The sequence below is a fragment of the Micromonospora sp. WMMC241 genome (assembly GCF_027460165.1).
Lineage (GTDB): Bacteria > Actinomycetota > Actinomycetes > Mycobacteriales > Micromonosporaceae > Micromonospora > Micromonospora humi.
The window spans coordinates 292,004-314,834 of the sequence record NZ_JAPZBF010000001.1; the positions used below are offsets into that span (position 1 = coordinate 292,004).

Genomic DNA, 22,831 nt, shown 5'->3' on the forward strand with positions numbered 1-22,831 from the left:
CCGGGGCCGGTCGGAGTGTCGTCCGTGTCACTGCACCGTAAACGGCTTTCACGATCGTGCCAAGACGTGGGGCAACGGGTGGGACGGACGGCATAGACATTTCGGTCAGCCGGGCACGGCGAGGCATCAATCTCCCGGCTGGGAGCGCGATCCGTCGACGATCCATCGGTGGGGCCGGTCGGGAAACTGACGTTTTCCGTGGTCGGGAGCGCTGCCAGGCGGGAATTCCGGGACCCAGTCGCTATGCTGAGCCCGTCACACGCGCCCCTGTAGCTCAGCTGGCCAGAGCACTCGCCTTGTAAGCGAGATGTCGCCGGTTCGATCCCGGCCGGGGGCTCCAATTCCACAAGGCGATCCCGGCCGGTGGCCGTCGTGATCTCCCCGGTTGACAGCAACGCTGACAGCAACCGGGGTCACGACAGCTGCCCGTCGAGCTTGCCGAGCGCCTGCGCGTCCAAGATGTGAAGCTTCCCGGCGACCCGCTGAACGGTCTGCTCGCTCGGGGTGCCGTCGCCCGCGGGCGTCGCGCGGCGCAGGCCCTTAGCTCGTTAGGAATATGCCGGTCACGCCCACCACCGCCAGGACGACAGCAACGGTGAGCACGTACAGCCGCGGGCGCGACTGCCGAACGAAGTAAGTGGTCAAGCCGAACGCGCCGCCGAGGATCGCCACCGCGTACCACGGGAAGATCGCTGGCGTCGCCTGACCCATAAAGAGCATCCACGTAGCGATGACCGCGACGAAGCACGTGGCGAAGGCGACCGTCCGCCGCATGTTCCGGTAGGCGGTGTGCTGCAACCGGCCGACAGACTCCCGGTAGTCCTCCACCGCCGCAGCGCGTTGCCGCTCGCTGACCTGCCGCCGTTTGCTGCGGCTGTCAGCACCCCGGCCCCGACTCATGCCGCAGAAGATATCAATCACAGTCACGCTACCGTGGGTGGCGGAGGCGGCCGGCTCACCGCTGCCCCGTTTCCCGCAGGCGGTGACCCGACCGGTGCTCAGGCGGCGATTCCGCGCGCAGGTCGGAGGCCCTTGACGACCAGATAGACGCCCAGCGAGAACTCCCACACCGCGATGGGGAGGGCCGCGACCGCGGTCACCGGGGACAGCCGGTCCCAGAGGTCGAAGAGCACGCCGACGTCGGACGCGACGAGCAGCGGCGCGCCGACCAGCCCGAGCAGCGGGAGTACGCGCGGGACGAGGCGGAACTGGTACAGCAGGGAGCCCAGCAGCAGAGCGTTCACGGCCGGGACGAGGCTCTGGCTGAGCAGGAACATCGAGTCGTAGAGGGCGACCAGCGCCGACCCGGTGGCCAGCGCGTCCGCTCCGGCGCCGGCCCGCCGCAGCCCGACGATCGTCAGGATGCTCGCGACGCCGACGAGAATGCCGGTGGCCTCCACCACCCGAGCGGCGACGAACCCCAGCGCCCGGGCCTCGCCATGCCGCCTGAGCACCGGGAACAGCGCGACGGCGGTGCCGATGCAGGCGAGGGCCACGATCACCTCGAGGACGCCGCCGACGACGACCGGGGTCTCCGATCCGGTGCCCACCAGGTAGTTCGCGTCGCGCACCGGGCGGTACAGGGCGACGGTCGGGATCGAGACGAAGGTGAGCAGGTAGAACCCGCCGGCCACCAGCGAGGTCTTCCGCAGTGACTCCATCGGTGCCCCTTCCGCCGCCGCCACGCCATCGATGATGGCCACTCCGCTGGCGGCTGCGAATCGGCCGCTCGGGCATCCTCGCCGCGGCGCGCGTCCTGGCGGCTGTTAAGCGGGGCCCCTTCCTATACCGAATGCGTTAACAGGGGGCCCCGCCTTGCAGGCGGTAGCCTGCTAGCGATGAGTCGGGCGGTGGAGGAGTCCAACCGGGCCATGCTGCGGGCCCGGGACGCGATGGACCGGGCGTACGCGCAGCCGCTGGACATCCCCGCGCTGGCCAGGATCGCGCACGTGTCCGAGGCGCACTTCATCCGCACCTTCCGCGCCACGTTCGGCGAGACACCCCACCGCTACCTGCAGCGCCGCCGGGTGGAGCGGGCCATGTCGATGCTGCTGGAGACCGACCGGGACGTCACCGACGTCTGCCTGGCCGTCGGCTTCGCCAGCCTCGGCACGTTCAGCCGGACCTTCCGGGAGATCGTCGGCGAGTCACCGAGCGACTTCCGGCGCCGTCGGAGCGCCGCCGCGAACGTGCCGAGCTGCTTCGCCAAGTCCTGGACCAGACCGAGCAGTTTCGGATAAGCGCCAGGTCAGGGCGTTGCTCTAGCGTCTGTGGCATGACGATGACTTCGATCTCCCGCTCCCAGATCTACGTCCTGGACCAGGACGAGGCGCTCGACTTCTATGTCGGCAAGCTGGGCATGGAGGTGAACACCGACCAGGATCTCGGCTTCATGCGCTGGCTCACTGTCAACGTGCCGGGCGACGTCGAGCGGGAGATCCTGCTGGAGAAGCCCGGCCCGCCCGCGCTCGACCCGAAGACCGCCGAGCAGGTCCGCGAGCTGCTCACCAAGGGCGCCGCCGGTGGCTTCCTGTTCCTCACCACCGACGACGCGCACAAGACGTACGCGGACCTGGTCGCCAAGGGCGTGGAGGTCACCGACGAGCCGACCGACCGGCCGTACGGGATCGACTTCGGCATCCGCGACCCGTTCGGCAACCGGATCCGGATCGGTCAGATGCACCCGCGTGAGCAGTGGGCGAACGGCTGACCGCGGGGCTGCGCGGATCGGGGGCGGGCGGCTAGGGTCGGCCGTTCCCGATCTGGTGAGGTGACCGGTGGCGACCCGACTGTTGTTCCTGGCCCGACACGGCGAGCAGGAGGAGACCGGCACGGAGGCTCCGGAGGTGGGTCTCTCCGCCCGGGGCCGCCGGCAGGCGACGCTGCTCGGCGAGCGGCTGCGCGGGGCGCGGATCGACGCGGTGCACCACGGGCCGTTGGCCCGGGCGGCGGAGACCGCCGCGCTCGTGGCCGCCGCGCTGCCCGGTGTCCCGGTCCACGTGGACGACCGGGCCGGCGACCACATGCCGCACGACACCGACCCGGCCGGCCTGCCGGATCGGCACGCCGCGTTCCTGGCCGGGTTCACCGACGCGGAGCGTCGGGACGGGCCGGAGGTGACGGCGGGGGCGGTGGCCCGGTTCGCCACCGCCCCCGCCTCCGGCGACGTCCGCGAGCTGGTCGTCACCCACAACTTCCTGGTCGCCTGGCTGGTGCGTCACGCGTTGGAGGCGCCGGAGCGCCGCTGGATCGGGCTGAACCACGCCAACTGCGCGTTGACCGTGATCCGCTACAGCGATGCCGGCCCGCCCACGCTGATCGCCCTGAACGACGCCGCCCACCTGCCGCCCGACCTGCGCGCCACCGGCTTCCCCGACGACTACCACTTCTGACGCCCGAGCCTCGGTGGAAACGGGCGGTGATCAAGGAGGGGGAGGGGTCAGCTGCGGAGCTTGACCACTGCCTCGGCCACGGCGCGGGCGGACTGCGGGTTCTGGCCGGTGACCAGGTTGCCGTCGACCACCACGTGCTCGGTGAAGTTCGGCGCGGGGACGTGCTGCGCGCCGGCCTCGGTGAGCTTGTCGGCGAGCAGGAACGGCACCACGTCGGTGAGGCCGACGGCGGCCTCCTCGTCGTTGGTGAAGCCGGCCACCCGCTTGCCGGCGATCAGCCTGGAGCCGTCGGTGAGGGTGAGGTTCACCAGCGCCGACGGGCCGTGGCAGACGGCGGCGACCACGCCGCCCCGCTCGTGGACCGAGCGCGCGATGCGGGCCAGGTCCTCGTCGTCGGGGAAGTCCCACATGGTGCCGTGGCCGCCGGCGAAGACGATCACGTCGTACCGGGACGGGTCGACGTCCGAGGCCTTCGGGGTGTCCGTCACGCCGGCGGTGGCCAGGAAGTCGTTCTGGGTCTTGTCGTCGGCGTCGCGGCCGTCGGTCGGCGGCTCGCCGCCGGCCACCGACACCAGGTCGACGTCGTACCCGGCGGCGCGGAAGACCTCCCACGGCTCGGCGGCCTCGCCGACGTAGTAGCCGGTCTTGCGGCCGGTGTCACCGAGCTCGGAATGGCTGGTCAGGGCGATGAGTGCACGAGTCATGCCACCCATGCTGGCGCGTCGAGCCATAGCTGACCAATAGGTAAGAGTCACGTCGGCGATAGGTTTGCTGATGTGAAGGCGTCGCTGGACCTGCTCCGCAGCTTCCTGGCCGTGCACCGCGCCGGTTCGATCACCGGCGCGGCCGAGCTGCTCGGTGTGGCGCAGCCCACGGTGACCGCGCAACTCCGGGCGCTGGAGGAGGCGGTCGGGCGGCCGCTCTTCGACCGGCTGCCCCGCGGCGTCACCCCGACCGCGGCCGGGGACGAGCTGGCCCGCCGGGTGGCGGAGCCGCTGGACCGGCTCGCCGCCGTGCTGACCGGGGCGCCGGACACGGCGTACGCCCGGACGGTCTTCCTCGGCGGACCCGCCGAGTTGCTCGCCGAGCGGGTGCTGCCGGCGCTGGCCGGTCCGGTCGCCGACGGCCTGGAGCTGCGGGCGGTGGCCGGGATGCCGGAGGGACTGCTGGACGACCTGGTCGCCGGCCGGCTCGACCTGGCGGTGACCAGCGTGCGGCCGCGCCGGCGGGGAGTGGTCGTCGAGCCGCTCTACGACGAGGAGTTCGTGCTGGTGGCCGCGCCGTCCTGGGCCGAGCGGCTGGCCGGGCCGGTGACCCCGGCGGCGCTGCGGGACGTGCCGCTGGTCGCCTGGGGCGAGGAGGCGCCGATCCTGCGGCGGTACTGGCGGACCGTCTTCGACACCCGGCTCACCCGCACGCCCAGCCTGGTCGTGGCGGACCTGCGGGCGGTCCGGGCGGCGGTGGCGGCGGGCGCCGGGGTGAGCGTGCTGCCCGCGTACCTCTGCCGGGGTGAGCTGGCATCCGGCGAGTTGCGGGCGCTGCTCGCGCCGCCGGTGCCCCCGCTCAACACGCTGTTCCTCGCGGCCCGGCCGGGCGCGGCCGGGCGGCGCGAGGTGCAGGCCGTGCGGCGGACCCTGCTCGCGGCCGCGCCCGGTTGGTGAGCGGCCCTCCTCAGCCGGTGGCGCGGGTGAGCAGGCCGACCACCTCGGCGGTGGCGGCCGGTGGGGTGGCCTGCGGCGGGCAGTCCACGTAGCCGACGTTCGTCGGGCCGATGGTGAGGCGGTAGCTGAACGCGTCGGCGCACATGGTGGCCGGCACGGTGACCGCCGCCTCGGCGGCCAGCCGCGGGTCGGCGGCGAGCTGCCGCAGCCGGTCGAGGTCCGGCTCGGCGAGCCGGCCGTCGTGGGCGGCGCCGGCCCGGTCGGTCTTCGTCCAGCTGCCGTCGGGCCGCACGGTGATGGTGTCGGTCAGGCCGGCGATGCCGCCCGACTTCACGAGCGTCACCTCGACGCCGGGCAGTGCGGTGACGGCCGGGCCGACCGGCGGCGGGGTGTCGGCGCGGGCGCAGCCCGCGAGCGGGGTGAGGACGGCGGCGACGGTGACCGCCACGGCGGGGGCTGCTCTCATGCCGATCGGACGCGCGACGGGGCCACCCGGTTCCGGACCACCGCGCCTCCTCATCCGTTCGGTCAGTGTCTGGGACGGGAAACCGTCGCCCTCTTTCACGCCTGTCGATGTCTCAGCTATATCTACATCAGTGACTACCCCCGTCACAACTTCTCCTTTCAGGAGGGCACGTGAAAAGAACCGTCGCCGCCGTCAGTGCAGCGCTGCTCACCAGCGGCGTGCTGGCCTGCGTCACCACCACGGCGCAAGCGGCCGCGCCCAACGCCGGAAGCCCCGAGCCCGCCGCCGCGGCCCGGGCCGACAGCCTGATCCGTACCAACCCCGGCGCCGTCCAGGGCGCCGACGGGGAGGCCTACCAGGCCGTCCGCACCAAGGTCGACCCCTCCGGGGCGGCGCACACCCGCTACACCCGGACCTACCAGGGCCTGCGGGTCTACGGCGGTGACTTCGTCGTCCACACCGCCCCGAACGGCACCCTGACCGGCACCTCGGTCGGCCTGTCCGCCCCGCTCACCCTCGGCACCAGCGCCAAGGTCGGCGCGTCCGCGGCCAAGGCCAGCGCGCGCAAGGCGTTCACCGGCAGCCTCACCTCCGTCGGTGCGCCCGAACTCTTCGTCGACGCCAGCAGCGGCAAGGGCCGGCTGGCGTGGGAGACCGTCGCCACCGGGTGGAAGGCGGACAAGCAGACGCCGTCGAAGCTGCACGTCGTCACCGACGCCACCACCGGCAAGGTGATCGGCTCGTACGACGAGATCGAGTCGGTGGTCGGCAGCGGCCAGGGCATCTACACCGGCACGGTCAGCATCGACACGACGCTCTCCGGCAGCACCTACCAGATGATCGACCCGTCGCACGGCAACGGCCGTACCTGCGACATGAACAACGGCACGTCCACCTGCACCACCTTCACCGACGCGGACAACGCGTGGGGCAACGGCGCCACCTCCAACCGGCAGTCCGCCGCGGTGGACGCCCACTTCGGCGCCGCGAAGACGTTCGACTACTTCAAGAACACGCACGGCCGCAACGGCATCTTCGGCAACGGCCAGGGCGTGCCGAGCCGGGTGCACTACGGCAACAACTACGTCAACGCCTTCTGGGACGGCGCCCAGATGACCTACGGCGACGGGTCGAGCAACTCCCGCCCGCTGGTCTCGCTGGACGTGGCCGGGCACGAGATGAGCCACGGCGTCACCGAGGCGCTGTCCGGCCTGGTCTACTCCGGTGAGTCCGGCGGCCTGAACGAGGCCACCAGCGACATCTTCGGCAACATGGTGGAGTTCTACGCCGCCGCGCCGAGCGACCCGGGCGACTACCAGGTCGGTGAGAAGATCAACATCAACGGCAACGGTACGCCGCTGCGCTACATGTACAACCCGTCGCTGGACGGCTCGTCCGACTCCTGCTGGTCCACCAGCACCAAGAACAAGGACGTGCACTACTCGTCCGGCGTCGGCAACCACTTCTTCTTCAACCTCGCCGAGGGCACCGGCGCCACCTCGTACGGCACCTCGCCGGTCTGCGGTTCGGCTCCGGCGGTCACCGGCATCGGCCGGGCCAAGGCGGAGAAGATCTGGTACCGGGCGCTCGACGTGTACTTCACCTCGAACACCTCGTACGTCAACAACACCACGCCGTCGAACACCGCCCGGGCGTACACCCTGCGCGCGGCGACCGACCTGTACGGCAACTGCTCCACCGAGTACAAGACCGTCCAGGCGGCGTGGACCGCGGTGAACGTGGCCGGCAACGACGCCCCGTGCAGCTCCACCGGCAACGACTTCTCCGTCTCCCTGTCGCCGACCGCCGGGTCGGTGACCCAGGGCGGATCCGCCTCCACCACCGTCGCCACCGCCACCACCAGCGGGACCGCGCAGACCGTGACGTTCTCCGCGTCCGGCCTGCCGACCGGCGCCACCGCGTCGTTCAGCCCCGCCTCGGTGACCTCGGGCGCCTCGTCCACGCTCACCATCGCCACCAGCGCGAGCACCCCGACCGGCACCTACTCGGTGACGGTCACCGGCAGCGCCACCTCGGGCACCAAGACCGCCACGTACTCGCTGACGGTCACCGGCACCGGCGGCGGCTGCACCGGCGCCGGCCAGAAGCTCGGCAACCCGGGCTTCGAGTCCGGCAACACCGGCTGGACCACCACCTCCGGCGTGATCGGGCAGTACGGCTCGCAGGGCCAGCCCACCCACGGCGGCACCTGGAACGCGTGGCTGAACGGCTACGGCACCACCCGCACCGACACGCTGGCCCAGTCGGTGAGCCTGCCGTCGGGCTGCTCGACCTACAACTTCAGCTTCTGGCTGCACATCGACTCGGCGGAGAGCACGTCGACGGTGCAGTACGACAAGCTGAACGTGCAGGTGCTCAACTCGTCCGGCACCGTGCTGGCGACGCTGGCGACCTACTCGAACCTGAACAAGGCCACCGGCTACACCCAGCGGTCGTTCTCCCTGGCCTCGTACGCCGGGCAGACCGTCACCCTGAAGTTCACCGGCACCGAGGACGCCTCGCTGCAGACCTCGTTCGTCGTCGACGACACCGCGGTCAACGTCTCCTGACCTGACCGCCCGACCCCGGGGCCCGGCGGCCACCCCACGTGGGTGGTCACCGGGCCCCGCCCGTTACGGTCGGGCCCATGTCCGACGCGGAGTTGACCGTCACGGTGACCGGTCCGGTGGCGACCGTGGTGATCCACAACCCGGCCCGCCGCAACGCCATGACCCCGGCCATGTGGCGCCGGCTTCCGGTGCTGCTCGACGGCCTGGAGGCCGACCCGGCGGTGCGGGCGCTGGTGCTCACCGGTGCGGGCGGCACGTTCTGCGCCGGCGCCGACCTCGGTGACCTGGACGAACTGCTGGCCGCCGGTGACGGCAGCATCGCGGTGGCCGCCGAGGAACGGCTCGCCGCGTTCGGCCGGCCCACCGTGGCCGCGATCGAGGGCGCCTGCGTGGGCGGCGGCTGCCAGCTCGCCGTCGCCTGCGACCTGCGCCTCGCCGCGGCGGACGCCCGGTTCGGCGTACCCCCGGCGCGGCTCGGCCTGGTCTATCCGGTGCCGACCACGCGACGGCTGGCCGGGCTGGTCGGGCCGTCCGCCGCCAAGCACCTGCTCTTCACCGGCGACCTGGTCGACGCCGAGCGGGCGCTGCGGATCGGCCTGGTCGACGAGGTGCTCCCGGCCGCCGGGCTGGCCGACCGGGTGGCCGCGCTGACCGCCACGATCGCCGAGCGGTCCCGGCTCACCGTGACCGCCGCCAAGGAGATCGTCGACGGGCGCGTCGACGCCGACCGGATCGCCTGGTGGCACGCCCAGGTGCGGGACAGCGGCGAGGCCCGCGAGGGGGTGGCGGCGGTCAACGAGCGCCGGCCGCCGCGCTTCGACTGGACGCCGCCGGCGACGCGCTGACCGCCGTTTGCCCGCCACACCCCCGGGGTACGCCCTGAGCGGTCGAACGGGGGAGGCCACCATGGACGGTCGCGACGACGAGGCAGACCTGATCCGGCGGGGCAGGCGCCGGACCCGTGGGCTGATGCTGGGCGTGGGGCTGGTGTTCGGTGTGCTCGGATTCCTGCTCGCTCGCAGCCTGCTCGGCGCGGGCTGGTCGAGCTGGTGGGAGGGAGACGCCCCGGAGGCGGCCCAGATCGCCGGCGCGGTGCTCGTCGGCCTCGGCCTGGTGGTCGAGGTGGGCGCGATCGTGTGGGCCGTCCGCAGCGGGCGGTACCGGTCCAACCGGGAGTCCTCCATGTGGGCCATGCCGATGCGCCGGCGATCCCGGCTGATCAAGCAGGTGCGGCGCGGCACCGTGGGCCCCGACGCCGACCTGCCGACGCTCACTCTCGTCGCGCGCCAGATGGTGGACGGCGCGTGGGCGGCCGTGCCCGTCGCCGGGCTGGTGCTGGTGAACCTCGGTCAGGCGCTGATCCGCGTCACCTCACCGGCTTTCGTGGCCCTCTTCGGGCTGATCGCGGTGACTTTCGCGCTGGTCGGCTGGCAGGTCCACCATGGTGCCCGCCGAGCGGCGGCGTTCCTGCGCCACCACCCGGCCGAGCCACCCGCCACCGCCCCCACGAATGCGTGAGAACCGCGCGTCGCGTTAGATCTTGGAAGATTTCGGCCCCTCTGAGGGCCATTTCCTTCCAAGATCTCGGCTGGGTGGGGCCGGCGGGCGCCGCGCCGAAGGGCTTGCCCCCGACGCCGCCCCCTGTGCCCGCCGGCCGTCCGTCACCGCGCCAGCGTTGCCCAGCTCGGGGCCGTCGGCTCCCGCCGCAGCGGCATGCCCGCCTCGGCCGGGGTCCGGTCGCCCTTGCGCTGGTTGCACGCGTAGCAGGCGGCGGTGGTGTTCCCCCAGGTGTTCCGGCCACCGCGCGAGCGGGGCAGGACGTGGTCGATCGTGCCGGCCGGGCCGTCGCAGTAGGCGCACCGCCGGCCGTCGCGGGCCAGCACCCCGGCCCGGGACCAGGCCGGGCCGGCGCGGAACCGCCAGCGCGTCACCACGTACCGGACGAGGCGGACCACCCGCGGCAGCGGGAAGACGCCGATCAGCCGGTCCGGCTCGGCCTCGTGGATCTCGGCGACCCGGCGGCAGAGCATCCGGATCGCGTGCTGGACGGTGACCCGGTGCAGCGGGCCGAGGTCGGCGTTGACGACGAGGACGGCGTCCACCGGGTTCTCCCTTCACGATCAGACGAAAAAGCCGCCAGGTCCACACGGACCGGGCGGCGACGACGGGGACGCGCGAGGCACGCGTCAGTCGGGCCTTCCGGACCACGGGCAGCCGTCGCCGAGCAGCCACGACGTCATCGTGGTGGCGGGTCGGTACGACATGGACGGCTCCCGGAACGGTGGTTGACCTTGCGCGTTCACGGTAGATCCATCTCGGAAACGCGGGCAACGTATTTCGATAGGCCGTCGGACGGTGGCCGCTGCCGTCCGGCGCGTCCGGCCCGGCGGGCGGCGGCGAGCGGGCGGTCGATCCGGGCGCTCATCTGCGCCACCAGCTCGCTCTCCAGCAGCGGCCGGTTCACCTCGGCGGCCACCGACAGCGTCGGGGTGGAGATCGACCGCCAGATGGCGGTGAGCCCGGCGCCGAGGCCGACCAGTGCCACCGCGGCCCGCGTGGTGGGGGAGCCGGCCGCCGCCGCGGCGCTCACCCCGACCACGGCCAGGAGCACCACCAGCAGCGGTGCCAGCACCGGCCAGAAGAGGCCGCGGGCCGCCTGCGCCACCAGCTTCCGGTCCCGGATGACGACGTTGCGGGCCACCACCGCCCAGTTCTCCTCGTCCAGCAGGTCGCGCGGGTGCAGGCCGCCGGTGAGCACGTCCTGCCACAGGTCGCCCTGGTTGCGCAGCTCGCGGGCCAGCTCCGCCAGTCCGGCCTCGCCGGGGGCGCCGACCGTGGCCCGGCCGACCGCGTCGGCCCAGGCGGACAGCGAGCGACGTACCACCGCCGCCGAGTACGGCGGCAGCACGCTCGCCAGCTCGTCCAGCCACCGGCTGAGCTGGATCTGCCGGCCGCCGAAGCGCTGGACCAGTTCGGCGGCGTCGCCGCGCCGGACCGTGTCGGCGAGCGAGCGGCCGAGCCGGTACGCCACGCCCACCCGGTGGTTGGTCGCCATGGTCCAGCGCAGCACGTGGACGTTCAGCTCGTCGAGGGCGAGCAGCAGCGGTTCCCGGTCCGCCCCGCCGGCCCGGCGGGCGGCGTCGGTCGACGGCAGTGCGCGGCCGGCCGGGGCCGAAGGGGCGAGCAGGGCGAGCGCCACGTCCACGCCGTCGAGGTACATGCCGAGCCGGTGCCGCCCCGGCATCTCGGTGAGGTTGGACAGTTTCCCCGGGGCGGTCGCCGGCCGGTCCGTGTCCTCGGCCAGGTCGGCGGTCCGCGCGTGGTGGTAGGCGTCCGCCATGGACCAGCCGAGGCGCAGCGCGGTCACCACGGCGGTCCGCTCGTCCTGCCGGTCCTCCGTCCGGGTCGCGGTGCCCACCGCTCGACCTTATGCGTTTTATGACCGCTTATCGGCGGTTCGCGCCAGCAGCCCTCGCGGACGGATCGAGCGGACCGGCTCGGCCGCCGCGCCCTCGGCCCGCAGGATGTGGTTCGCCGCGATGATCCCGGTCGCCGCCGAACGCTCCATCAACGCGCTCGGGAACTCGGTCCGGATCCCGTCCCCGGCCAGGTAGAGCCCCTCGGCGTCGGTGCGTACCCCGGGACGGCCGGCGTGGCTGCCCGGCGTGAACGCCGGGGCCTGCGCTTCCACCCGGGCCCGCAACTCGCGGACCCGCAGCTCGGCCACCTCCGGCCAGAGCGCGGTCAGCTCCCGCAGCATCCGCGCGGCCAACTCGTCCGCCGGCACGTCCGGCTCGCAGGCGTACGCGTGCAACTCCACCACCGAGCCGCCGGTGCGCTCCGCCCAGCGGCGCGGCTCGTCCTCCAGCCGGTGGTAGAGCGTCACCGAGTCCAGCGTCGGCTGGCGGGAGACGCCGCTGAACACCGCCCGGTCCGGGCGGACGTCCCCGTCCATCCAGTAGCGCGCCACCGCGTACGGCGGACCGGGCCGGCCGAACGCGGGCATCCGCGCCACCAGCTCGGGCGCCGCCGCGACCAGGCCGGGGGAGGCCGCGACCAGCGCGGCGAGCGCCGGCGGGTCCACGGCGAGCACCACGTGCCCGGCCGCCCAGGTGTCGCCGTTGGCGCCGGTCACCCGCCAACCCTCCGGGGTACGGTCCAACCGGGCCGCCGGTGCGCCGGTCACCACCCGGCCACCGTGCTTCTCCACGTGCCGGGTGAGCGGCTCCCAGATCGCCGTCGCATAGTCCTGGTCCGGGCAGTCGAAGGCCAACCCCTCCGGGTTGCCGAGCAGGTAGAAGTGGAACTGCGCGATCATCTCGGCGGCCGACATCTCCGCCTCGTGATTGAAGAACGAGTGCGAGAAGACCTCGAACAGCATCGCCCGGGCCCGATCCGGCAGGCGCAACGAGCTGAGCAGCTCGTCGGCGGTCCGCTCGTCGAACTCCGCGTAGGTGCGCACCGGGTCGTAGGTGAGCAGCGGCAGCGCGGCGTCCCGGTCCATCGCGCGCAGGTCGGCCAGGCGCAGGCTCGGGCTGCGCAGCAGCAACGCCAGCAGGTTGGCCGGCGGTGCCGGCGGCAACTTGCCGAACTCCTCGGTCGGCCACTGCGCGGACAGGATCGGATAACCCGGGATCGGCTTGAGGAAGCCCAGCGTCGGGTCGACCCGACGCAGGATCGAGCGCCAGTTCCAGTACTGCCGGAAGAACGCGTGGAATCCGTGCTCGTTCTGCTGGGCGCCGTCCGGCAGCGCCTCCGGCCAGGCGCCGAGCCGACCACCGAGGTGCGGCGCGGCCTCCAGCACGGTCACCGCCACCCCGCGCTCGGCCAGCACCACCGCCGCCGACATGCCGGCGATGCCACCGCCGACCACGAGCGCCGAGGCCGGTTGCGGCACGCGCGGCGCGCCACCGCCGCCCGGGTCCACCACGTGCTCACGTACGCCGATCAGCCGACCAACCACTTGCGACAGCCCCACGCCCCACCCTCCGCTCAACAGTGCCCCCATCCTGCCCGAGGTGTAAGGCGGGGGCCCCTGTTAACGCATTCGGATGTGGCGGGCCCCCGCTTAACACCTCCGGGCTGAGCGCGGGCCGTGGTGTTGAGCGGGGCCCCTTCCTCTACCGAATCCGTTAACAGGGGGCCCCGCCTTTCATCCGAGGCAGCGGCGGGGGCGGTCGGAGGAGGGCCAGACGTAGTCGAGGTCGAGCGGGGTGTCGGCGGGGAAGAGTGGTGTGTAGTGGGTGGGGTCCTTGCGCAGCAGCGACGAACGGTGGCTGCGATGCAGGTCGTCGCGGCCCAACCAGGGCGGGACGTCCCCGGTGGCGGCCAGCTCGTCCTGGGTCCGGACGGTGGTGACGCCGCAGGCGGCGGCGAGGTCGGTGGCGAGCGTGGCGGCGCAGGTGTCCGCCCGGCCGGGCTCGCACCACACCGCGCACATGTCGAGCCCGTAGCGGGTCAGCGCCTCCTCGTACCCGGCCCACATCTTCACCGCCGGATGGTTGCGCCACCCGTAGTCGGGTCGGGTCAGCCCGCGCAGCACCTGGATGGCCTCCACGCGCTGCTTGCCCAGCCGCTTCTGGTCCAGGATCCGGGCGCTGGCCAGGAAGTCCGGATACGGCAGGAACGTCTGCATGCCGGTGCTCTACCCGCAGCAGGCGACGCCATGCGTTCAAGATCGATGGGGGCTGCGCCCACCGCGAGCGGCTGACTACGATCCGGGCATGGCCGAGCCTCTGCGCGATCGAGCGCGCCGCGCGACCGGGTGGCGGTTCCGGCCGAACGGGGACGAACGCCCCCACTACGTGGTCTGTGGCTCGGACCCGTTGGCCTACTGGGTGGTCCGGGCGCTGCTCGCCACCGACCCGGCCGCCGGTCAGGTCCGGGTCACGCTCGTGGTGCCGGAGCGCCGCCGCTCCGACGGCCCGGACGGGCGGGACGTGCCCGGTGTACGCGTGGTCCTGGCGGACCGGCTCGACGAGGCCGCGTTCCGCCGGGCCGGGCTGGCCGACGCGGCCGGGTTGGCGCTGCTGCACCAGGACGACGTGGGCAACATGCACGCGGCGCTCTGCGCGCAGGAGGTCGAGCCCCGGCTGCGCCTGGTGGTGCGGATGTTCAACACCAACCTGGCCGACGGGCTGCGGCAGCTCTTCCCCGACTCGGCGATCATCTCGGACGCCTCGATGGCCGCCCCCGCCTTCGTCGCCGCCGCGCTGGGCGAGCTGGCGCCGACGCACTTCCGGCACGCCGGCCGCACGCTCTACGTGGCCCGCCGCACCGACGTACGCGCGCAGGACGTGGTGTGCGGCCTGGCCGTCACCGCCGACCCGGAGCTGGTCCGGGTGCTGCCCGCCGACGAGGCGGCGGCCGACGTGGTGCTGGCCGAGGCGACCGGCCAGCCGCCCGGCACCGAGCTGGCCGCCCGCCGGCTGGTGCGGGCCCGGCGGCGCCGGCAGCCGGTGGAGGTGCTGCTGCGCGCCGTGCGCAGCTTCGCCACCCGCAAGATCGGCATCGCGGTGCTGGTGCTGCTCGGCGTGATCGCGGTGCTGGGCTGGCTGAATGCCCGGGCCGCCGGCGTCGACTGGGGCGAGGCGCTCTACCTCACCCTGGTCACCACGCTCAGCGGTCAGGACCCGGACGTCAACAAACCGGCCGCCGCCCAGGTGATGCAGGTGGTGCTCAACCTGGCCGGGCTGGCGCTGATCCCGCTGATCACGGCCGCGGTGGTCGACGGCATCGTCAACGCCCGGCTGGCCCTGCACGCCGGCCGGATCCAACCCGACCGCTCCGGGCACGTGGTGGTGGTCGGGTTGGGCAACATCGGCACCCGGGTGATGGCCCAACTGCACGACTTCGGCGTCGAGGTGGTGGCCATCGACAAGAATTCCGAGGCGCGGGGCGCCGCGCTGGCGCACCGGCTGGGCGTACCGGTGATCGTCGGGGACGCCGGCCTGGAGGAGACGCTCCGGTCCGCCTCGGTCGACACCAGCCAGGCGTTGGTGGTGGTCTCCACGGACGACGGGGCGAACCTGCGGGCCGCGCTGATCGCCCGCTCGCTCGACCCCGACCTGCGGGTGGTGCTGCGGCTGTTCGACGGCGACTTCGCCGAGCGGATCCAGCAGGCGTTCGGCATCGGCATCTCGCGCAGCGTCTCCTACCTGGCCGCGCCGTCGTTCGCGGCGGCCCTGCTGGACCGCGCGGTGATCGCCACCATCCCGGTGGACCGGCACGCGCTGCTGGTCACCGAGGTGCCCGTGGTGGCCGGCTCCCCGTTGGACGGGCGTCCGCTCGGCGCGGTGGCCCGCCCCGGGGAGGTGCGCCTGCTCGCGCACACCCGCACCGGGCACAAGGCCGACTGGTCGGTCGACCCGCGCGTGGTGCTGAACGCCGGTGACCGGTTGACCGTGGTGGCCCGGCGGGCCGGGTTGACCGCCCTGCTGCGGGAAACCACACCGGTGCCGACGCCCCGCCAACCGGACGAGTGACCCACTGAGGTCGACTTCCAAGGTAGTGTGGAAGTCATGGGTGCAGTCTACGAAGAGCTTCCATTCAGCGAATTCCTCCACCATCCGGCCGCCACCGCGGACCGGCTGGAGAAGGTGCGTGCCCTACGGCTGCGCCGGCGGGAGGCGGGGGACCTGGCGCTGACCCGCGCCGACCAACTGGAACGGGATGCGGTCGTCGTCGATTTCACCGCTCGGCTACTGGCCGGCATGGTTCGGACCGAGCCGTTGGTGGCTGTCCGTCGAGTGTTGGGCGAGGCCCTGCCCTGGGTCGCCTTCCTGCCCGACGAGGACGTCGACCAGTTGCTCGCCGAGCTGACCACGGTCGCGCAGGGCGCCGCCTCGCTGGAGAACCTGTCGCCCGTCGCGGTCCTGCTGACCCAGTGGCGGCACACTGCCGAGGTCCACGCCGATCCCGTTCTGCTCGAGCACGTCGGCCGGGAACCCAGCGGAGACTTCGGCCCGGTGCCCGCGCCGGACGCCCAGCCGTGAGCCCGAAGCGGGGCGATCGGGCGGCGCCACCGGCTGTGGGCGGCGAGTACGAACTGCGCTTCGCCGACTCGGCCGCTGCCGAGGGTTGGGAGCATCTGGCCCGCCAGGTGCCGACGAACCTGCGCCGAGCGTTCGAAGCGCTGCGGGCGGACCCACGATCCATGGCGAACCCCGACCGTCACCACCGACTCAAAGGCTTGTTGGCGATCAGCCGGTGGAAGGGGCAGACCCTGGAGCGCTGGCAGTACGAAGTGACCGGCGGTGGCCGGATCTGGTATTTGATCGACGATGAGCGCCGCACGGTGTGGCTCACCTACGCGGGCACCGGCCATCCACGCGCGACCGAGTGATCCAGGTCAGGTCGCGCGGGTTGGGTGGCGGACGGCGTACCAGAGCGCGCCGAGGGCGAGCACGCCGAACCCGGCGAGCACGCTGGCGAGCGGCAGGCTGACCGCGAGCACCAGGCAGCCGACCAGCCCCAGCGCGGCGAGCAGCGACGGGCCCAGCGTCAGCGCCGCCGCGTTGGTGATCGCGTAGTAGACCAGCACGGTGCAGCTGGAGAAGCCGATCGCGCCCCGGACGTCGCCGAACGCCACCACCACGATCACCACGGCGGCCACGGCCAGCTCGGCGCGGTGCGGCACCCGGTGGCGCGGGTGCACGGCGGCCAGCGCGCCCGGCAGGTCGCGGCGGCGGGCCATCGCCAGCGTGGTGCGGCCGACGCCGCCGAGCAGGGAGAGCAGCACCCCGGTCACCGCCACGGCGGCCCCGGCGCGCACCAGCCAGGCCAGCCCGGGCCGGCCCGCCGCGGTCACCACGTCGACCAGCGGCGCGGCCGAGGCGGCCAGCCGGTCGGCGCCGAGCACCCCGAGCGCGACCACGGCCAGCGTCAGGTAGATCGCGAGCACCGCGCCGAGCGCCAGCGGCACCGCGCGGGGGATGGTGCGTTCCGGGTCGCGGACCTCCTCGCCGAGGGTGGCGATCCGCGCGTACCCGGCGAAGGCGAAGAAGAGCAGGCCGGCGGCGGTGAGCACGCCGTGTGTGCCGACGTCGGCGAACCCGGTGAACCGGTCGCCGGCCACCTGCGGCGCGCCGGTCACCGCCACCACTGCCAGCACGGTGAGCACCACCGCGACCAGCACCCGGGTGGCCGCCGCCGTCTTGCCGATCCCGCGCAGGTTCACCGCGGTCACCGCCACCACCGCGAGGACCGCGACGAGCCGCGCCCGCCCCGGCCACAGGTAGGCCCGACCGTCAGCGCCATGGCCGCGCAGCTCGCCGTCTTGCCGACCACGAACCCCCACCCCGCGACGAAGCCGGCGAACGGGTGCAGCCGCTCGCGGCCGTAGACGTAGGTGCCGCCGGACTCCGGGTAGCGGGCGGCCAGCCGGGCCGAGCTGGTGGCGTTGCAGAACGCGATGAAGCCGGCCAGCGCGAGCGCGACCAGCAGCCCGACGCCGCCGGCCGCCGACGCGGCCGGGGCGAAGACCACGAAGACGCCCGCGCCGAGCATCGAGCCCAGACCGATGACGACCGCATCGGGTACGCCGAGTCGCCGCGCCAGCCGTTCCACGCCCGCAGCCTAGGGTGCCGGGGTTAATGGCGGGTGTCAGTCGAGCCCGTCGGCCGGCCGCCCCCAGGCACCGAGCCGCGCCGGCAGGGGCAGGGCGTTCCAGGGCACCCGGCGCAGCAGCCGGTCCAGCAGCAACCCGAGCAGGAGCCCGGCGACCGAGTCGGTGATCCAGTGCCAGCCCAGGTAGACGGTGGTGCAGAAGACGATCGCCGGGGGCGCCACCCGGACCACGGTGACCAACCGGGGCGGCACCACCCGGCCGACCGTGCGCAGCAGCGGGGCCAACAGCAGGGCGAGCACGCCGTACCAGACGATCGCGTTGGCCACGTGCCCGGACGGGTACGACTGGGCGAAACGCACCGGCAGTTCGTGCTGGAACAGCGGCAACGTCTGCTCGGGCGGCAGGAACGGCTCCTTCACGCTCGCGCTCGGCGCCGGGCGGGCGGTCCACACCTTCAGCGGGCCGATCGTGAAGAACGTCAGCACGAACGCGGTCACCGGCGGCAGCACCGCCCGCACCGAGCGCACCCGTAGCGCCAGCAGCACGCCCAGCCCGGCCGCCAGCAACGTCAGCGGGGTGCCCTGACCGAGCAGGTTGAGCGCCATGGCGATCCACCGGGCGGCGGTCGGCCGGTGCGCGGCCGACCAGTCGGCGACCGCCCGGTCGAGCCCGAACAGGTGGCCCGAGGCGAGCGCCACGGTCAGCACCACCAGGGCGGCGAGCAGCAGCCCGTCGCACCACCACCCGGCCGGTCGGACGGGCCGCAGCCGCAGGTCGCGGCGTACCCCTGAGGTCTGGCGCACGCGACCACGCTACCGGCCGCGGGCGGCGGCCCGGCCCCCGCGGGCCTCGGCGGCCTGTGTGCCGAACCACGAAGGGAAGCGCTCCGGGGAGCCAGCGGTCACACTGGTTGCCGTGCGGATCACCTCGGCCCTCGTCGACCCGGCGCTGCTCGACCTCCCCTGGTCGACCCCGCTGGAGCAGTGGCCTGCCGAGCACCTGGTGGCGCTGCCGCAGGGCATCTCCCGGCACGTCGTGCGCTTCGTCCGGCTCGGCGGCTTCGTCTACGCGGTGAAGGAGACCGGCGAGCGGGTCGCCGAGCGCGAGTACGACCTGCTGCGGGCGCTGGAACGGATCGACTTCCCGTCGGTCGAGGCGATCGCGATCGTGGCCGACCGGCAGACCGACGACGGTGAGCCGCTCGACCCGGTGCTGATCACCCGGCACCTCCAGTTCTCGCTGCCCTACCGCGCGCTGTTCTCCAACACGTTGCGCCCGGAGACGATGAACCGGCTGCTGGACGCGCTGGCCGCGCTGATCGTGCGGATGCATCTGACCGGCTTCTTCTGGGGCGACTGCTCGCTGTCGAACACCCTGTTCCGGCGGGACGCGGGCGCGTTCGCCGCCTACCTGGTGGACGCCGAGACCGGGGCGCTGCACCCGTCGCTCTCCAACGGCCAGCGCGGGGAGGATCTGGAGATCGCCCGGGTGAACATCTTCGGTGAGGCGCTCGACCTGCAGGCCGCCGGCCTGCTGCACGAGTCGATCGACCCGGAGGTGGTCTGCGAGGAGGTGGTGCGGCGCTACGAGCGGCTCTGGCACGAGATCACCTACGAGCAGCAGGTCGAGCGCGCCGCCCGGCACGACATCGAGGGACGCATCCGCCGCCTCAACGAGTTGGGCTTCGACGTGGCCGAGGTGGCCCTGTCGACCGTCGACAACGGGCGTTACCTGGTGCGACCCAAGGTGGTCGACGCCGGCTACCACACCCGGCGGCTGCTGCGGCTGACCGGCCTGGACGCCGAGGAGAACCAGGCCCGCAAGCTCCTCAACGACCTGGACGCCTACCGGGTGGAGAGCGACCTGACCGACGAGCAGCAGGCGGCGCACCGCTGGCTCACCGAGGTGTTCGAGCCGGTGGTCCGGGCGGTCCCCGCCCACCTGCGCCGCAAGCTGGAGCCGCAGGAGCTGTTCGCCCAGATCATCGAGCACAAGTGGCTGCTCTCCGAGCAGGCCGGCCGCGACGTCGGGATGCGCCGGGCCGTGCACTCCTACCTGGCCGACGTGCTGGTGCACCGCCCGGACGAGCAGGCCGTGCTGGGCGTCGAGGTGCCCACCGCCTGACTCACTCCACCCAGTCGCCGGCGCGCATCACCCGGACCACGTTCAGGTCGTCGTCCAGCACCACCAGGTCGGCGCGCAGGCCGGCCCGCAGCGCGCCCACCCGGTCGCCCAGGCCGAGGGCGCGGGCCGGGGTGGTGGCGACCATCCGGACGGCGTCCGGCATCGCCACGCCCGCACCGACCGCGTGTCGCAGGGCCGCGTCCATGGTGAGCGTGCTGCCGGCGATCGCGCCGCCGGCGCTGAGCCGGGCCACGCCGTCGGCCACGGTGACCGCCTGGCCGCCCAGCTCGTAGTCGCCGTCGGGCATGCCGGCGGCGGCCATCGCGTCGGTGATCAGCGCGGCCCGCTCCGGGCCGGCCACCGAGGTGGCGAAGCCGAGCATGCCGTCGTGCAGGTGTACGCCGTCGGCGACCAGCTCGCAGACCACGTTCGGGGCCTCCAGCAGCGCCACCACCGGCCCGGGCTCGCGGTGGTGCACCGGGCGCATGCCGTTGAACAGGTGGGTGCCGACGCTGGCGCCGGCGGCCACCGCCGCGCGGGTCTGCGCCCAGGTGGCGTCCGTGTGCCCGATGGCCGCCACCACGCCCCGCGCCACCAGCAGCTCGATCGCCGCGGTCGCGCCGGCCCGCTCGGGGGCGAGCGTGACCATCCGCACCGCGCCGCCGCCCAGCTCGATCAGCTCGGTCAGCTCGTCGACGGACGGGTCGCGCAGGAACTCCGGGTTCTGCGCGCCGCAGCGGTCGGCGGACAGGTAGGGGCCCTCGAAGTGCAGGCCGGCGAGCACGCCCGACTCGACCAGCGGGCGGAACGCGGCGGTGGCGTCACGCATCAGCGCGAACGGCGAGCTGACCAGGCTGGCCAGCAGCGTGGTGGTGCCGTGGCCGAGGTGGAACTCGGCGGCCCGTCGGGCGGACTCCGGGTCGCCGGTGGTGAACGTGTGCCCGCCGCCGCCGTGGGTGTGCATGTCCACGAAGCCGGGCACGATCCAGTGGCCGTCCCGTACCGACGGGTAGTCGGCGACCGCACTGATCCGGTCGTCCCGGATCTCCACGCAGCCCTGCCGGATGACACCGGTCGGGGCCACCACCTTGCCGGTCACGCGCCGGGTCATCGACTCTCCTTCGCCAGGGTGTCCAGGGCCAGCAGGGCGGCGCCGAGGCAGCCGGCCTCGTCGCCGAGGGCGGCCGCGACCAGGCGCGGCTCGCGGTGGAAGGTCAGCCGCTCGCGCAACGCCTCCCGCAACGGGTCGAACAGCCGGGGGCCGGCCTGGGCCAGTCCGCCGCCGATCACCACGGTCGCCACATCGAACAGCGCCTGCCCGGTGGCGAGACCGTCGGCGAGCGCCTCGACCGCCTCCCGCCAGACGTCGCCGGCGAGCTGCTCGCCGGCCGCCGCCCGGTCGGCGACCTCGGCGGCGGTGGCCGGCGCGCCGGCCAGCTCCGTGTACCGGCGGCCGATCGCCGCGGCCGAGGCGACCGCCTCCAGGCATCCGTCGCGGCCGCAGCCGCAGCGCGGACCGCCGGGGCGTACCAGGATGTGGCCGATCTCCCCGGCGGCGCCGTGCGCGCCGGTGGCGGCCGAGCCGTCGACCACGTGCGCGGCGGCGATGCCGGTGCCGATCGCGACGAAGAGCACGTGGCCGGCGTCCCGGCCGGCGCCGAGCCGGGCCTCGGCCAGGCCGCCCACCCGCACGTCGTGGCCGAGCGCCGCGGGCAGGCCCAGGCGCGTGGTCGCCAGATCGCGCAGGGGTACGTCCCGGAAGCCCACGTTCGCCGACCAGACCGCCACCCCGCGCGTCTCGTCGACCACCCCGGGCACGGCGACGCCGCAGGCGACCGGCGTGCGGCCGGCGGCGCGCGCCCTGCCGGCCAGTCCGTCGGCCACGTCCAGGATCGTCTCGACCACGGCGTCCGGCCCGCGTTGCGCATCGGTGGCGTGCCGTTCGGTGTGCACGGTCGTGCCGTCCGGGCGGACCAGGGCGCACTTCATCCCGGTGCCGCCCACGTCCAGCGCGACGACGACCTCGTCGCGGTCCGTCACGCCAGGACCACGGACCGGGTGAGGTGCCGGGGCGCGTCGGGGTCGAGGCCGCGGCTGGTGGCCAGCGCGACGGCGAACCGCTGGGCGAGGATCAGGTCGGCCATCGGGTCGACCGGGGTGCGCCCGGCCGCCCAACTGGTCAGCACCGTGCGGCAGCCGTGCGTGCGGCTGTGCGCGAAAGCCGCGCCGGTGGCCGCCACGTCCTCCGCCAGCCCGTCCGGGATGCCGCCGAACGCCCAGACCAGCCGGCCCGGCGCGGCGATCGAGATGGGGCCGTGCCGGTAGTCCATGGCCGGGTACGCCTCGGCCCAGAACGTGGCGGCCTCGCGGCACTTCAGCGCGGCCTCCTGGGCCAGCCCGACCGTCCAGCCGCGGCCGAGGAACGTGACCTGCTCGATGCGGGCCGGGTCGATCGGCAGCGGCGCCCGGACGGCCACCTCCGCGTCGGCGGCCAGCCGGCCGAGGTCCTCGCCGAGGTGGGCGCGGAGCAGCGCGAGCGCGGTGGTGGCGAAGCGGGTCTGCACGACCGAGCGCTCGTCGGCGAAGGGCAGCGCGACGGCGGCGTCGGCCAGCGCGACGGCGGGCGAGCCCGGGTCGCCGACCAGGACCGTGGTGGGGATCCGCCCGCGTAGCGCGGCGAGCAGGTCGAGCACTTCGGTGGTGGTGCCGGAGCGGGTGATCGCGATGAGGCGGTCGTAGTGGCGGCCGGTGGGGAACTCGCTGGCCTGGAAGGCGTCGGTCTCGCCCTGGCCGGCGCCCTCGCGGAGCCCGGCGTACGCCGCCGCCATGAACCACGACGTGCCGCACCCGACGACGGCGACCCGCTCGCCGGGGCGCGGCAGATGCTCGGCGACGGTCGGCGCGAGCCGGGCCGCCTCACGCCAGCAGTCGGGCTGGCTCGCGATCTCCGCGTGCACGTACGCCATGACAACTCCTCGCCAGGGGAGACCTTGCGCAATACGGCGCGATAGGGCCTTCTTTCGCGCGTCATTCTGCGCGAAGTGGGGTGG

23 protein-coding genes, 1 tRNA gene and 1 pseudogene are annotated in these 22,831 nt (G+C 73.7%); 12 read left to right on the plus strand and 13 right to left on the minus strand.

Features of this window, described 5'->3' with window-relative positions; translation table 11 throughout:
• Positions 1–263: 263 nt before the first annotated feature.
• A tRNA-Thr gene (locus O7598_RS01410) sits at positions 264–340 on the plus strand.
• Positions 341–540: 200 nt separating this feature from the next.
• Here O7598_RS01410 and O7598_RS01415 read toward each other — a convergent pair.
• Together O7598_RS01415 and O7598_RS01420 are read right to left on the minus strand one after the other, a co-directional pair.
• Positions 541–927, minus strand: coding sequence for a hypothetical protein (locus tag O7598_RS01415; protein ID WP_269689653.1), 387 nt, complete (start codon positions 925–927; stop codon positions 541–543).
• A 71-nt stretch (positions 928–998) separates the two neighbouring features.
• Positions 999–1,661 (minus strand): DUF4386 domain-containing protein, encoded by a 663-nt coding sequence (locus O7598_RS01420; protein ID WP_269689654.1) that lies wholly within the window; start codon positions 1,659–1,661, stop codon positions 999–1,001.
• A gap of 177 nt (positions 1,662–1,838) precedes the next feature.
• On the opposite strand from O7598_RS01420, the gene O7598_RS01425 reads away from it, so the two are divergent.
• The 3 genes from O7598_RS01425 to O7598_RS01435 all read left to right on the plus strand — a co-directional run bounded on the left by O7598_RS01425 (position 1,839) and on the right by O7598_RS01435 (position 3,392).
• Entirely contained in the window at positions 1,839–2,240 is a 402-nt protein-coding gene (locus O7598_RS01425) for a helix-turn-helix domain-containing protein (RefSeq protein ID WP_269689655.1), read from the plus strand.
• A 35-nt stretch (positions 2,241–2,275) separates the two neighbouring features.
• Positions 2,276–2,710, plus strand: coding sequence for a VOC family protein (locus O7598_RS01430; protein ID WP_091069944.1), 435 nt, complete (start codon positions 2,276–2,278; stop codon positions 2,708–2,710).
• Between the two features lie 67 nt (positions 2,711–2,777).
• The gene (locus O7598_RS01435) at positions 2,778–3,392 is read left to right on the plus strand and encodes a histidine phosphatase family protein (RefSeq protein WP_269689656.1); all 615 of its coding nucleotides are present in this window, start codon (positions 2,778–2,780) and stop codon (positions 3,390–3,392) included.
• Positions 3,393–3,439: 47 nt separating this feature from the next.
• Here the strand turns inward: O7598_RS01435 and O7598_RS01440 are convergent, their stop codons facing one another.
• On the minus strand, positions 3,440–4,096 hold the full coding sequence (locus O7598_RS01440; RefSeq protein ID WP_269689657.1) for a type 1 glutamine amidotransferase domain-containing protein: 657 nt from the start codon (positions 4,094–4,096) through the stop codon (positions 3,440–3,442).
• A 72-nt stretch (positions 4,097–4,168) separates the two neighbouring features.
• Between O7598_RS01440 and O7598_RS01445 the strand changes: the two genes are divergently transcribed.
• Positions 4,169–5,053 carry a LysR family transcriptional regulator gene (locus O7598_RS01445; protein WP_269689658.1) on the plus strand — a complete coding sequence of 295 codons (885 nt, stop codon included), beginning with the start codon at positions 4,169–4,171 and terminating at the stop codon, positions 5,051–5,053.
• A gap of 10 nt (positions 5,054–5,063) precedes the next feature.
• Here O7598_RS01445 and O7598_RS01450 read toward each other — a convergent pair whose 3' ends face one another.
• Positions 5,064–5,519 carry a hypothetical protein gene (locus tag O7598_RS01450; protein ID WP_269689659.1) on the minus strand — a complete coding sequence of 152 codons (456 nt, stop codon included), beginning with the start codon at positions 5,517–5,519 and terminating at the stop codon, positions 5,064–5,066.
• Between the two features lie 170 nt (positions 5,520–5,689).
• Here O7598_RS01450 and O7598_RS01455 point away from each other — a divergent pair, with 170 nt between their 5' ends.
• The 3 genes from O7598_RS01455 (at position 5,690) to O7598_RS01465 (ending at position 9,607) form a co-directional block, all read left to right on the plus strand.
• On the plus strand, positions 5,690–8,089 hold the full coding sequence (locus tag O7598_RS01455; protein WP_269689660.1) for a M4 family metallopeptidase: 2,400 nt from the start codon (positions 5,690–5,692) through the stop codon (positions 8,087–8,089).
• 77 nt (positions 8,090–8,166) lie between these two features.
• The gene (locus tag O7598_RS01460; RefSeq protein WP_269689661.1) at positions 8,167–8,934 is read left to right on the plus strand and encodes an enoyl-CoA hydratase/isomerase family protein; all 768 of its coding nucleotides are present in this window, start codon (positions 8,167–8,169) and stop codon (positions 8,932–8,934) included.
• A 61-nt stretch (positions 8,935–8,995) separates the two neighbouring features.
• A complete protein-coding gene (locus O7598_RS01465; protein ID WP_269689662.1) occupies positions 8,996–9,607 on the plus strand; it encodes a hypothetical protein in 612 nt (203 codons plus the stop codon).
• Positions 9,608–9,750: 143 nt separating this feature from the next.
• Here the strand turns inward: O7598_RS01465 and O7598_RS01470 are convergent, their stop codons facing one another.
• From O7598_RS01470 to O7598_RS01485, 4 genes are all read right to left on the minus strand, one after another.
• Positions 9,751–10,191 carry an HNH endonuclease gene (locus O7598_RS01470; protein WP_269689663.1) on the minus strand — a complete coding sequence of 147 codons (441 nt, stop codon included), beginning with the start codon at positions 10,189–10,191 and terminating at the stop codon, positions 9,751–9,753.
• A gap of 197 nt (positions 10,192–10,388) precedes the next feature.
• A complete protein-coding gene (locus O7598_RS01475) occupies positions 10,389–11,507 on the minus strand; it encodes a hypothetical protein (RefSeq protein ID WP_269689664.1) in 1,119 nt (372 codons plus the stop codon).
• An 18-nt stretch (positions 11,508–11,525) separates the two neighbouring features.
• A complete protein-coding gene (locus O7598_RS01480) occupies positions 11,526–13,067 on the minus strand; it encodes an FAD-dependent oxidoreductase (protein WP_269689665.1) in 1,542 nt (513 codons plus the stop codon).
• 174 nt (positions 13,068–13,241) lie between these two features.
• A complete protein-coding gene (locus tag O7598_RS01485; protein ID WP_269689666.1) occupies positions 13,242–13,724 on the minus strand; it encodes an MSMEG_6728 family protein in 483 nt (160 codons plus the stop codon).
• Between the two features lie 88 nt (positions 13,725–13,812).
• Here O7598_RS01485 and O7598_RS01490 point away from each other — a divergent pair, with 88 nt between their 5' ends.
• From O7598_RS01490 to O7598_RS01500, 3 genes are read left to right on the plus strand one after another with little or no spacing between them, the layout of a single operon-like run.
• Positions 13,813–15,573 (plus strand): potassium channel family protein, encoded by a 1,761-nt coding sequence (locus tag O7598_RS01490; protein WP_269689667.1) that lies wholly within the window; start codon positions 13,813–13,815, stop codon positions 15,571–15,573.
• A gap of 36 nt (positions 15,574–15,609) precedes the next feature.
• Complete coding sequence (locus O7598_RS01495) at positions 15,610–16,083, plus strand: hypothetical protein (protein ID WP_269689668.1); 474 nt, start codon at positions 15,610–15,612, stop codon at positions 16,081–16,083.
• A 35-nt stretch (positions 16,084–16,118) separates the two neighbouring features.
• Positions 16,119–16,433, plus strand: coding sequence for a hypothetical protein (locus O7598_RS01500; protein ID WP_269689669.1), 315 nt, complete (start codon positions 16,119–16,121; stop codon positions 16,431–16,433).
• Positions 16,434–16,439: 6 nt separating this feature from the next.
• Here the strand turns inward: O7598_RS01500 and O7598_RS01505 are convergent.
• Positions 16,440–17,656, minus strand: a pseudogene (locus O7598_RS01505) (APC family permease).
• A 36-nt stretch (positions 17,657–17,692) separates the two neighbouring features.
• Positions 17,693–18,430 carry a phosphatase PAP2 family protein gene (locus O7598_RS01510; RefSeq protein WP_332367399.1) on the minus strand — a complete coding sequence of 246 codons (738 nt, stop codon included), beginning with the start codon at positions 18,428–18,430 and terminating at the stop codon, positions 17,693–17,695.
• Positions 18,431–18,518: 88 nt separating this feature from the next.
• On the opposite strand from O7598_RS01510, the gene O7598_RS01515 reads away from it, so the two are divergent.
• A complete protein-coding gene (locus O7598_RS01515) occupies positions 18,519–19,781 on the plus strand; it encodes a DUF4032 domain-containing protein (RefSeq protein WP_442929782.1) in 1,263 nt (420 codons plus the stop codon).
• Position 19,782: 1 nt separating this feature from the next.
• Here the strand turns inward: O7598_RS01515 and nagA are convergent, their stop codons facing one another.
• Genes nagA through O7598_RS01530 form a run of 3 tightly spaced genes read right to left on the minus strand, consistent with a single transcriptional unit; the run spans position 19,783 to position 22,747 of the window.
• Positions 19,783–20,892, minus strand: coding sequence for an N-acetylglucosamine-6-phosphate deacetylase (gene nagA / locus O7598_RS01520; protein WP_269689672.1), 1,110 nt, complete (start codon positions 20,890–20,892; stop codon positions 19,783–19,785).
• Complete coding sequence (locus O7598_RS01525; RefSeq protein WP_269689673.1) at positions 20,889–21,821, minus strand: ROK family protein; 933 nt, start codon at positions 21,819–21,821, stop codon at positions 20,889–20,891. Before O7598_RS01525 ends, nagA begins: the two co-directional genes overlap by 4 nt.
• Entirely contained in the window at positions 21,818–22,747 is a 930-nt protein-coding gene (locus O7598_RS01530) for an SIS domain-containing protein (RefSeq protein ID WP_269689674.1), read from the minus strand. The genes O7598_RS01525 and O7598_RS01530 overlap by 4 nt, the downstream gene beginning before the upstream one ends.
• Positions 22,748–22,831: the final 84 nt, after the last annotated feature.

Coding starts and splice junctions, on each gene's coding strand:
- O7598_RS01420 (WP_269689654.1), bottom strand. CDS start 1,661: ATGGAGTCACTGCGGAAGACCTCGCTGGTGGCCGGCGGGTTCTACCTG.
- O7598_RS01425 (WP_269689655.1), top strand. CDS start 1,839: ATGAGTCGGGCGGTGGAGGAGTCCAACCGGGCCATGCTGCGGGCCCGG.
- O7598_RS01430 (WP_091069944.1), top strand. CDS start 2,276: ATGACGATGACTTCGATCTCCCGCTCCCAGATCTACGTCCTGGACCAG.
- O7598_RS01440 (WP_269689657.1), bottom strand. CDS start 4,096: ATGACTCGTGCACTCATCGCCCTGACCAGCCATTCCGAGCTCGGTGAC.
- O7598_RS01450 (WP_269689659.1), bottom strand. CDS start 5,519: ATGAGAGCAGCCCCCGCCGTGGCGGTCACCGTCGCCGCCGTCCTCACC.
- O7598_RS01460 (WP_269689661.1), top strand. CDS start 8,167: ATGTCCGACGCGGAGTTGACCGTCACGGTGACCGGTCCGGTGGCGACC.
- O7598_RS01465 (WP_269689662.1), top strand. CDS start 8,996: ATGGACGGTCGCGACGACGAGGCAGACCTGATCCGGCGGGGCAGGCGC.
- O7598_RS01485 (WP_269689666.1), bottom strand. CDS start 13,724: ATGCAGACGTTCCTGCCGTATCCGGACTTCCTGGCCAGCGCCCGGATC.
- O7598_RS01490 (WP_269689667.1), top strand. CDS start 13,813: ATGGCCGAGCCTCTGCGCGATCGAGCGCGCCGCGCGACCGGGTGGCGG.
- O7598_RS01495 (WP_269689668.1), top strand. CDS start 15,610: ATGGGTGCAGTCTACGAAGAGCTTCCATTCAGCGAATTCCTCCACCAT.
- nagA (WP_269689672.1), bottom strand. CDS start 20,892: ATGACCCGGCGCGTGACCGGCAAGGTGGTGGCCCCGACCGGTGTCATC.
- O7598_RS01530 (WP_269689674.1), bottom strand. CDS start 22,747: ATGGCGTACGTGCACGCGGAGATCGCGAGCCAGCCCGACTGCTGGCGT.